This is a genomic window from Bifidobacterium sp. wkB344, assembly GCF_003688305.1.
Lineage (GTDB): Bacteria > Actinomycetota > Actinomycetes > Actinomycetales > Bifidobacteriaceae > Bombiscardovia > Bombiscardovia mizhiensis.
Window position 1 is genome coordinate 118,251 of the sequence record NZ_NPOQ01000004.1, and the last position, 10,807, is coordinate 129,057.

The 10,807-nt window shown below is 60.5% G+C and carries 7 protein-coding genes and 1 rRNA gene; 6 read left to right on the plus strand and 2 right to left on the minus strand.

Features of this window, described 5'->3' with window-relative positions:
- The first annotated feature begins 24 nt into the window (after positions 1–24).
- Positions 25–453 (plus strand): nucleoside deaminase, encoded by a 429-nt coding sequence (locus CI601_RS00480; protein ID WP_121913915.1) that lies wholly within the window; start codon positions 25–27, stop codon positions 451–453.
- Between the two features lie 19 nt (positions 454–472).
- On the opposite strand, the gene CI601_RS00485 is transcribed toward CI601_RS00480, so the two are convergent.
- Positions 473–1,369, minus strand: coding sequence for a sulfite exporter TauE/SafE family protein (locus CI601_RS00485; RefSeq protein ID WP_395947989.1), 897 nt, complete (start codon positions 1,367–1,369; stop codon positions 473–475).
- 153 nt (positions 1,370–1,522) lie between these two features.
- On the opposite strand from CI601_RS00485, the gene CI601_RS00490 reads away from it, so the two are divergent.
- The 4 genes from CI601_RS00490 (at position 1,523) to ilvA (ending at position 8,625) form a co-directional block, all read left to right on the plus strand.
- Positions 1,523–2,497 (plus strand): ketopantoate reductase family protein, encoded by a 975-nt coding sequence (locus tag CI601_RS00490; protein WP_024627574.1) that lies wholly within the window; start codon positions 1,523–1,525, stop codon positions 2,495–2,497.
- A gap of 60 nt (positions 2,498–2,557) precedes the next feature.
- The gene (locus CI601_RS00495; protein ID WP_121913917.1) at positions 2,558–4,468 is read left to right on the plus strand and encodes an alpha-glucosidase; all 1,911 of its coding nucleotides are present in this window, start codon (positions 2,558–2,560) and stop codon (positions 4,466–4,468) included.
- A gap of 161 nt (positions 4,469–4,629) precedes the next feature.
- Positions 4,630–7,095 (plus strand): trehalose-phosphatase, encoded by a 2,466-nt coding sequence (otsB, locus tag CI601_RS00500; RefSeq protein ID WP_259465262.1) that lies wholly within the window; start codon positions 4,630–4,632, stop codon positions 7,093–7,095.
- A gap of 264 nt (positions 7,096–7,359) precedes the next feature.
- On the plus strand, positions 7,360–8,625 hold the full coding sequence (gene ilvA / locus CI601_RS00505; RefSeq protein ID WP_121913919.1) for a threonine ammonia-lyase: 1,266 nt from the start codon (positions 7,360–7,362) through the stop codon (positions 8,623–8,625).
- Positions 8,626–8,822: 197 nt separating this feature from the next.
- Here the strand turns inward: ilvA and CI601_RS00510 are convergent, their stop codons facing one another.
- Positions 8,823–9,578 carry a Sir2 family NAD-dependent protein deacetylase gene (locus tag CI601_RS00510; protein WP_024627578.1) on the minus strand — a complete coding sequence of 252 codons (756 nt, stop codon included), beginning with the start codon at positions 9,576–9,578 and terminating at the stop codon, positions 8,823–8,825.
- A 642-nt stretch (positions 9,579–10,220) separates the two neighbouring features.
- Here CI601_RS00510 and CI601_RS00515 point away from each other — a divergent pair.
- Positions 10,221–10,807, plus strand: a 16S ribosomal RNA gene (locus tag CI601_RS00515); the annotation flags it as partial.

Consider the following 10,807-nt stretch of genomic DNA (forward strand, 5'->3'; position numbering starts at 1 on the left):
GTGCAAGAACGGTGGAAGGCGCCCATGGAGGAGGCCCTGCGGCTGGCCGGCATGGCCGGTGACCGTGGGGACGTTCCCGTGGGCGCCTTGGTCTTGGATGCCTCGGACCGGGTCCTTGGCCGGGGCTTCAATCAGCGGCAGGCCCTGGGCCGTCCCTTGGCTCACGCCGAGATGGAGGCCATCAGGAAATCCGACGTGGGCTGGGATCTGGCAGGGTGCACCATGGTCGTCACCCTGGAGCCCTGCCCCATGTGTGCAGGAGCCCTGATGGCCTGCCACTTCAGCAGGGTGGTCTTCGGCGCCTGGGACCCCAAGATGGGAGCCTGCGGATCGGTCTGGGATCTGCCCCGTGACCCGCACACCGGATCAAAAGTCGAGGTGCTGGGCGGCGTGTGTGAACAGGCATGTGCCGGGATTCTTGCCGACTTCTTCGCCCGGCACCGCCAGGGCTGAGTCCTGTTTTTTTTTTTTTTCAGTGATGGTTGTGATTGGCTCTGTACCGCTGGAAGGCCGGGGTGACTTGTAGGGCCGCCCAGATGCAGCGCAGGACAATCAGGCAGAGGTAGGCGGCGAACAGATTGGCGCCCACTCGTGCACTGACTCCTGAGGCCGCCCAGGTGCCCACCGGTGTGGTCAGCGCAGCCACGATGCCCAGAAGCAGCCCCTGACCGGCGTGGACCAGGTGGTGACGAAGGTTGGTGAACGTCCCTGACAAGGAGCTCGGCAGAATGGCCAGCAGGGAGGTGCCTCGGGCGATCAGATCGCTGGCGCCCAGCAGGGCCAGGGCAGGCACCGCGATGGCTCCGCCGCCTACGCCCAGCAACCCTGACAGGGTTCCGATCAGGACACCGACCAGCAGAATGATCAAGGCCACCACCGGGCTCAGCTGGATGCTGCTTTCCCTTGAGGGCGTGGACAGTAGCTGCTGGGCAATGACTGCCATCAGGAAGCCCACGTAGAGCCACCTGAGGATCACCTCTGGAAGCCTATCCAGCAGCCAGGTGCCGATCTGCGCCCCAATGACCGTGCCCACGGCCAGCAGCAGGGCCGCCAGCCAGTCCACATGCCCGCCCAGGGCGTAGGAGGCCACACCGGCCAGCGACATGGGAATCATGGAAGCCAGCGAGGTGGCCGAGGCCTGCCGTTGCTGCAGTCCGGTCCATACCAGGGCAGGCACGATGATCGATCCGCCGCCGATGCCGAACATCCCCGACAGGAATCCACTGATCACGCCCACCAGGATCAGGATGGCCAGGGTCCGCCGGTCCATCCTTCCTGCTCCTCTCTGTTTTTTCTGCATGGGTTCCAGCCTAGGTCGACGTTTTCGTCGGGATTGCAGGATGTCCGTGTATGCGGTCAAGTCCTCCAAGGTGCAGGAATTCAGGCATATTCCAGTCCTTATGTCCACCATGCGACCGTCGCCTTGGTTCCCTTCTGCCGCCTCGGCATACTGCTTGGTATCCCCCGGGCCGGTCCCCGGAGGTGCGTTGTCTAGTCAAGAGAACAAAGAGGGTGTGTTTCGATGCGTTATACGGTCATCGGTGCCGGAGCCATGGGCTATCGTCTGGGCGTGCTGCTGCAGGAGCAGGCCGGCCTGCAGGTGGATTTCGTGGATACCTGGATGCCCAATATTGACAAGGTTCATGACCAGGGAGGCGTCTATGTCTCCCGCGATCATGAGAATCGGCATTTGGTGCCCGTCAATATTTACACCCCCGAGGAATACAAGGGCGACCCCGATGTCTGGATCATTATGCTCAAGCAGATGCAGCTGGAGGCTGTTCTGGAGCGTTGCGCCCCTCTCTTCCGCGACCATCAGGTGGTCTATTCGGCCATGAACGGCTGGGGTCACTTCGACAAGCTGCTCAAGTACTTCCCCAAGGAGCGCATCTACGGCGGCACGGCCATGATCGGCACAGTTCTCAATGGGCCCGGCGATGTGGACTTCATCGGCAAGTCCGGGGCTGGTTCCGTGCATCTGTGCGCCATGACCGAGGAGACCACCGATCTGGAGCGCCGGATGGCCGAGGACTTCAAGGCCGCCAATCTCAACCCCATCCTGACCGAGAACTTCGAGGGCACCTGCCTGGCCAAGATCATCTTCAACTCGGTGGTCAACACCATCTGCACCATGTACCAGATCACCATGGGCCAGTTCGTCTCCTACCCGGGGGCCAAGGATATGTCCCGCCAGCTGATCGACGAGGCCTATGACGCCTGCGAGCGGGCCGGCAAGCAACTGATCCAGACCCGGCAGGAGACCCTGGACGAGGTGGACTACGTCAGCCGCGTGGGCAATCCCCTCCACTACCCCTCCATGTACCAGGACATGTCCAAGGGCCGCCCGACCGAGGTGGACTACATCAACGGCTATCTGGCACGCTTGGGCCGTGAGCATGACTACGTCTGCCGGACCCAGGAGTTCCTGACCCACGGCGTCCATCTGGCCGAGCTGGCCTTCCGCGTTCATCATGAGGAGCAGGCCAACCAGGGGTGAATGGGTGATTTATAGTGGGGGTGGCACAAGGACGTCCGAACCCGTCCGGCCAGGAGGACCATGACCCAGGAAGAACGCATGCAGCTGCCCGACCGGGTACGGACCAACGGAGCCACCCCCAATCCCTGGTGGGCCAACGCAGTGGTCTACCAGATCTATCCGCGATCCTTCCAGGACACCAACGGTGACGGCTACGGCGACCTGCCGGGCATCACCCAACGGCTGGACTACCTGGCCGACCTGGGCGTGGACGTGATCTGGCTGAGCCCGGTTTACAAGTCCCCCCAGGATGACAATGGCTATGACATCGCCGATTACCAGGACATCGACCCCATCTTCGGCACCATGGACGATATGGACGAGCTTCTGGACCAGGCTCACCGTCGGGGTATCAAAGTGGTTATGGACCTGGTGGTCAATCACACCTCGGATGAGCACGCCTGGTTCCAGGCCTCCCGCAATAAGGATGACCCGCATGCCGACTGGTACTGGTGGCGTCCCGCCAAGGCAGGCCACGAACCTGGCACCCCTGGCGCAGAGCCCAATCAATGGGGGTCCTACTTTGGGGGTTCCGCTTGGCAGTACGATCCACAGCGCGGTGAATACTATCTGCACCTGTTTTCTAAGAAGCAACCTGACCTCAACTGGGAGAACCCCCAGGTCCGGCAGGCCGTTTTCGACATGATGAACTGGTGGATGGACCGGGGCATCGACGGGTTCCGCATGGATGTGATCGTCATGATCTCCAAGACCGTCGACTCCGAGGGCCGTTTGCCCGGCGAGGACGGATCGGCCATCGCTGACGGTCCTGTGGGGCCCGAGGGGTATTCGTCCTCGGTGCCCTTCTGCGTGGACGGCCCACGGCTGGACGAGTTCCTCAGGCAGATGCGTAGCGAGGTCTTCCAGGGTCGGCAGGGCTACCTAACAGTCGGAGAGGCTCCGAGCCTGACTCCTGCCCGCAGCGGGCAGATTACCGACCCGGCCAACCATGAGCTGGACATGCTCTTCCTCTTCACTCAGACCGAGGTTGACACCGGGGACAGCAAGTGGGACATCCGCCCCTTCCAGGTCTCCCGACTCAAGGCGGTCATGGACGAGCAGCAGCAGGCCGTGGCCAAGGCCGGATGGGCCAGCCTCTACTTCGACAACCATGACCAGCCCAGGATCGTCTCCCGTTGGGGCGACACCTCCAGCGAGGAGCTGCGCTCGCGTTCGGCCAAGGCCCTGGGGCTCCTTTTGCACATGCATAGGGGTACCCCCTACATCTATCAGGGCGAGGAACTGGGCATGACCAACGCCGGCTTCAGCAGCCTTGATCAATACCAGGATCTGGAATCCATCAACCTCTACCACCAGCGGGTCGATCAGGCGCACGAACAGGATCCGGAGTCCATGATGGCCGCTCTGGCTTATATGAGCCGCGACAATGCCCGTACCCCCATGCAGTGGGATTCCACTAAGTTCGCCGGTTTCACGGCCTCTTACGCTCCCAAGGAGCCCTGGCTGGCAGTCAATGCTAATAGGGACAAGGTCAACGCCAAAACCGAGCAGCGTGACCCTGATTCGGTCCTGGCCTTCTACCGTGAGCTGATTCGCCTGCGGCACACCAATCCGGTCGTGGCAGCCGGCGACTTCATCCTTCTGGACCCGGATGCGGATCAGATCTATTCATTCACCCGCTCCCTGGACCAGGCGCCGGAGCCCAAGTCGGGACCCGAGGCAGCCAGCGTTCTGGATGCCCTGCCTTGCCAGCGCCTGCTGGTTGTGGTCAATCTGAGCAGCCGACCGGCCTCACTACCGCCTGAAACCGCAGCGCTTCTGGGCTTGGATCAGACCGGATTCACCTCCGTGGCTCTTGGTGCGGTGGATCCCGACCGGATCCTCATATCCACCTACCGGCCCGAGCAAACTGCCAGCTCCCTGCTGACCGGTCGCCTCTCCCCATGGGAGGGTTTCGTTTACCGACTCTGATGAAAACCCCGCCGTTAACACGCGTTCCCGGCTAGAGTGGAAGTCAGCGATGCCCCAATGGGCCTGAGGGACCGGTTGGGTCCCCGGGTCCAGGGGCAATGGGTCCGCGCCGTGGTCAATCCCGACGATTCCGGCACGGACGGGAAAAGAAAGCGGGTTGCATGTCTCGTCTGATCATTGTCTCCAATCGTTTACCCATGTCACTGCAGGCACAGGAAGACGGTTCCTACACCTTGCACCAGAACGTGGGGGGACTAGCCACGGCCATCGGCCCCTACCACCGCTCCCATAAGGACAGCCTCTGGATCGGCTGGAGCGGCATCGATCCGCAGAAGTACTCGGAAAAGGAGCTTGCCGGCATCCGGCAGGCCTACCGGGAGAGTCGGTGCATCCCTATCTTTCTGAGCAAGGAGGAGTTGAACGGATACTACGCCGGCTTCTCCAACAACACCCTCTGGCCGCTCTTCCACGACTTCTCCCACGAGGCCGTCTTTCGCCAGGAGGACTGGGAGATGTACCGCAAGGTCAATATGCGCTTCGCACAGGTGGTGGAGCCGCTCATCCGCAAGGGCGACACCATCTGGATCCAGGACTACCATCTGATGCTCCTGCCCAAGATGCTGCGCGAACGCTACCCCGATGCCTCCATCGGCTGGTTCCTGCACGTGCCCTTCCCCAGTGCTGAGATCTTCCGCTCCCTGCCCTGGAGCCGCGAGATCCTGGAGGGTGTCCTGGGCGCCAACCTGATCGGCTTCCATACCGTGGACTTCTCCGCCAGTTTCCTGGCCTCGTTGCACAGACTGCTGCCAGAGCTGCCGGTCAATCGGGATGGTGTGGTTGAGATGCCAGATGGCCACCGCGCAGCCATCGACGCCTTCCCCATCGGCATCGACTACAACCTTTACCGGCGGACCGCCCACTCCAGTCTGGCCAGGGCCATGCGTCGAGGGATCGACGAGGTCTGCGGCAAGTCCCCGCGGCATCGCTACCGCACCTCGGTGACTGCCGAGGGCGTGGCGGCCAACGAAGCCACAGCTTCGGATGCCAACTGGTGGAGCCACTACATGAAGGAGGACATCCCCGAGTCCACGCTGGCCAAGCAGGCGGCCTCCTCGGTGGGCCGCCGGTCCAATAAGGTCATTGTTTCGGTGGATCGTCTGGACTACACCAAGGGTCTGCCCGAGCGGCTTCAGGCCTTCGGCCGCATGCTGGACAAGTACCCCGAGTGGGTGGGCCATGTCACCTATTACCTGCTGGCCACCCCGTCGCGGGAGGTCGTCGAGTCCTATCAACGGCTCAAGGCCCAGGTGGACCAGCTGGTGGGCGAGATCAATGGTCGCTACTCCCTGCTGGCCTGGACCCCCATCCACTACATCACTCGTTCCCTGTCCATCAAGCCGGTCTGCGGCATCTACACGGCCGGCGACGTAGCCTTGGTCACCCCCCTGCGTGATGGAATGAACCTGGTGGCCAAGGAGTATCTGGCCTGCCATGACGGGCGCGACGGCACCTTGGTCCTGTCGGATATGTGCGGGGCCGCCGACGAGCTGACGGATGCCTTCATCGTCAACCCCTACGACATCGATATGGTCTGCGAGGCCCTGCACAACGCCCTGGAGATCACCCCCGAGGAGTCCAAGCGGCGGAACATCCGTATGCAGGCCCGGCTCAAGGTGCGTACTGCGGCCAATTGGTGCACCTCATTCCTCGACTCCCTGCGGCAGGTGTCCGCTCCGGGCATGACAGATAGGAGGCTGCGTATGGATCACCACAACGCCATCGTTCGTCAGTGGGACGGCGCCCATCGTCGTCTGGTTCTGTGTGACTATGACGGGACGCTGACCCCGTTGGTTCGTCGTCCTGAGCGGGCCAAGCCCACCCAAGCCCTCCGCCGCCTGCTGACCCAGGTGGGGAGTAATCCTGATGTGGACTTCCTGCTGGTCTCCGGCCGCAGCCATCAGATCATGCAGGATTGGTTCGGCGACCTGCCGGTGGGGCTGATTGCTGAGCATGGCGCCTGGAACCGCAACCTGCCTGGCAGCAACTCGGACGAGTGGCAGCGGGCGCAGGGTCTGCCGGACTCCGATACCTGGCAGAAGGTGATCCGGCCCATTATGGATGAGTCGGCCACCAGGGTCCCTCGCTCCTTCGTGGAGAGCAAATCCGATGCAGTGGCCTGGCATTACCGGATGAGCGATGCCCAGGTGGCCGAACAGGAGCGTCAGGATCTGCTCCATCGTCTGCGTGGCGTTGTGGTCGGTCTGGGACTGATGATCATGGAGAACTCCAAGGTCGTTGAGGTCACCCCTGTGGCCACCAGCAAGGGCCAGGCCATCCTGCCCTTCGTCAACAGCGGTGACTACGACTTCATGATGGCTCTGGGCGACGATGAAACGGACGAGACCATGTTCGCCGTCATGCCCGATAAGGGCTGGACCATCAAGGTCGGGCCGGGCCAGACCAAGGCTCGACTGCGGGTCAATGACCCGACCGCGGTCACTTTGCTGCTGGCCGACCTGGGTGCCGGCGTGGCCCGTGACGCTGATGAGCCCGTGGCCTCCCACGACTTCCGCGATGACCATACCGTGGTCGACGAGGCGCATGCGCAGCTCACAGACGACAAGTAAGGCAGGCGACCGCCAGCCATCACCGGTGACCACCAGCCACTACCGGTGACTGCTCGTGAAATCCGTCAAGTTCACTGGTGGTTGGTGGTCCGCTTGACTATTAGTCAGGTTGTTTTCGGTTGTATAAGGTCTGCTCTCATACCTGTCTGGTCTTCGGGTGCCCAAACGTTCGATTGCTCACATGTTCTGGTTTCGGTATGTTTTGTTGTCCACCATGTTGACGGCTGACCCCATTAGTCGGGCCTGGCCGACCATACTTGGAGCATGGATACTTCAAAAATCACTGCCTGTCTTGAGGCCGATCACGCCGCTGATCTGCAAAAAGCCGCCCAACGTCTGGAAGGTGTGGCCCGCCACACCCTTATTGAGGAATCCGATGACCTGGGTGCTCGGATAGGCCATCGTGTTCTGCTCAAGCCGGAGAATCTGCAGCTGACCGGATCCTTCAAGATTCGCGGAGCTTACAACAAGGTGGCCTCGCTGAATCAGGACGAGCTGGATCGCGGCATTGTCACCGCTTCCGCTGGCAATCACGCCCAGGGGGTAGCTTTTGCTGCCCGCAGCCGGGGCGCGAAGGCCACCATTGTCATGCCCCGGATCACGCCGCCCCTCAAAGTCGATGCCACTCGGGCCTATGGTGCCGAGGTTGTCCTGCAGGGCGAGGTCTTCGATGAAAGCTCTGACTACGCCTTGGGGCTGGCACGTGATCGTGGCATGACCTTTGTTCCGCCCTTTGACGACTATGAAGTCGTCTGCGGTCAGGGGACCATAGCCATGGAGATTCTTCAGGATGTGCCCGATGTCACCGATATCGTGGTTCCCCTGGGTGGAGGTGGGCTGGGCTCTGGTGTTGCGCTCGCCGTAAAGACCTTTAAGCCTGAGGTCAGAGTCATTGGAGCCACTCCAGTCGGATCTCCGGCCTGGCGTGAGTCTCTGACAGCCGGCCATGTGGTCGCAGCAGACCAGATGCGTACGGCTGCCGAGGGTGTAGCCGTCAGACGTCCCGGCGATCTGAACTATGCTCTGCTCAGCCGCTATATGGATGATCTGGTTCAGGTGACCGAAAGCGACATCTCCGAAATGATCCTATTCATGCTGGAGAAGCACAAACTGGTGGTCGAGGCAGCCGGTGCCGTCTCCTTGGCAGCCCTAGGACAGTTGGATCTGCAGTCCGATGTCTTCCGGTCGGCTCCTGGGCCGCACGTGATCGTCCCCATCATCTCGGGCGGCAACATCGACACGGTCACCATGGGTGCAGTCATCCAGCGGGGGATGATCTCCCGCGGACGCATCATGCAGTTTGGCGTGGAGCTGCCTGACGTTCCCGGACAGCTGGTCAATGTGGCCACGGTCTTGGCTGATCTGCGAGCCAATGTGATCGAGCTCAACCACGACCAGTTCAAATCTTCCGGCCACTATGACAACGGCGTGCTCTTGGAGGTGACTGTAGAGACCAACGGCCCCGACCACATCACCCAGATTCTGGATACCTTGCGCAGCCGGGGTTTCCAGGTCCATCAGAACTACTGACTTAGTTTCCCGATCGAAACCAGGGTCCGGTGCTCGTCTTCCAAGCTTCCGCGACAAGGATCATGACCGGGCGAATAGCCATAGTGGCCATTCCCATTGCTGAGTTTGCTTGAAGGACCCTGCAGGTTCTCGCAGGATCCTTCAGGAATCTGCAGATCGTCACTCTGATCCAAAAATTAGGTAGAGCAGTCGGGGAATCAACTCTGGCCGGCGATGGTCTTGTCAACGAGTTTGGGCAGCGCTTCTTCGATGGGTTCGTGGATGAGTCGGGTTGCCAAAGAATCATACTGGGTCGAACCCATGTTCATGATGGTGATTGGCACGCCTGCCTGGGCAGCCACTGGCACCAGCGAAGCCGCAGGATACACCTCCAAGGTGGAGCCGATCACCCAGAATTGATCGGCCTGGCTGGCCAGCCTCATGCTCTTCTCCATGGCGCCCTCAGGCAGGGCTTGACCGAAGTAGACCACATCAGTCTTGATGATGCCGTTGCAAGGCATGTTGCCTTGATAGGGCATGGGCTTATGGCAGTGTGGGTCGGGCTCTTGATCAAGCTTGGCCATGATGTCAGCCGTACGGTATGCCTGGCCGCATTTCATGCAGTGGGAGGTGCCGATGGTCCCGTGAAGGTTGACGATGACATCCTCGGAGTTGCCGGCTTTCTCGTGGAGGGCATCGAAGTTCTGCGTAGCCAACAGGTTCAGCATGCCTGCCTGCTCCAGCTTGGCCAGTGCCTTGTGGGCCACTCCCGGTTGGGCCTTCCATACAGGCGACTCCTTTTGCCACCGCCATGAATACTCCCGCTGTTTCCGGTCGCTCATGAACAGGTCCAGGTCATAGACGCTCATCTGATCGGGGTGCTTGGTCCAAACCCCGTCAGGCCCGCGGAAATCTGGTATGCCGGCTGAAGTCGAGATGCCCGCCCCGGTCAGTACTGCAATTGTTGTGCTCATACATCCGTCTTACCATCCGTTAATAGATTCAATGAGTCGAAGGCCAACTTGGTGCGCGAATATGCATCTATATCAACATTGTCATTCGTAGGGTGTGGATGACTGGCGATCGAGGACGAAAGGCAAACTCTGCATCGGATATAGCCGGCCATGACCGGAATTCAAAAGGACCATGCTGACACGCCGACCTAGCAGTGGCTCAAGCAATACCTTGTGAATAAAATGTGCACATGAAGCAGAAACGGTACACCGAAGTCCCAACTTCGCGAGGTTCTAAAGTAAAAAGGGACATATGACGACACGCCGTCTAAGGGCTTGTTATTGCTGGTTTTAAAGGTGCTCACAGAATGGTCGAGTTGCGTTTTGGCCGGCTCGTGGTAAGTTTATCTCTTGCTGCTCAACACGGCGGTTCTTCTTCCGGGAGGAAGTTGAATGGCTTGTTGGTGTGGTGGTGGTTTGAGAACTCAAGAGCGTGTTTGTGCTACTTATAGCTTTTTGATTGCCAGTCCGGTGCCTTCCCCTGTTGTGGGGTTTCGTGGGAGCGTGTAATTGGTGTCGGGGTTTTTCGTGGGTTGGTTTCCTCCTTATGGAAGCTGGCCCGTCAATTATTGATGTGGGCTGTTTCGGCCTTCTTCATGGTTTTTTGTGGAGGGTTTGATTCTGGCTCAGGATGAACGCTGGCGGCGTGCTTAACACATGCAAGTCGAACGGGATCCGCCAAGCTTGCTTGGCGGTGAGAGTGGCGAACGGGTGAGTAATGCGTGACCAACCTGCCCCGTGCTTCGGAATAGCTCCTGGAAACGGGTGGTAATGCCGGATGCTCCGCACTGTCGCATGATGGTGCGGGAAAGGGTTTACCGGCATGGGATGGGGTCGCGTCCTATCAGCTTGTTGGCGGGGTGATGGCCTGCCAAGGCTTCGACGGGTAGCCGGCCTGAGAGGGCGACCGGCCACATTGGGACTGAGATACGGCCCAGACTCCTACGGGAGGCAGCAGTGGGGAATATTGCACAATGGGCGAAAGCCTGATGCAGCGACGCCGCGTGCGGGATGACGGCCTTCGGGTTGTAAACCGCTTTTGATTGGGAGCAAGCGAGAGTGAGTGTACCTTTCGAATAAGCACCGGCTAACTACGTGCCAGCAGCCGCGGTAATACGTAGGGTGCAAGCGTTATCCGGATTTATTGGGCGTAAAGAGCTCGTAGGCGGTTCGTCGCGTCTGGTGTGAAA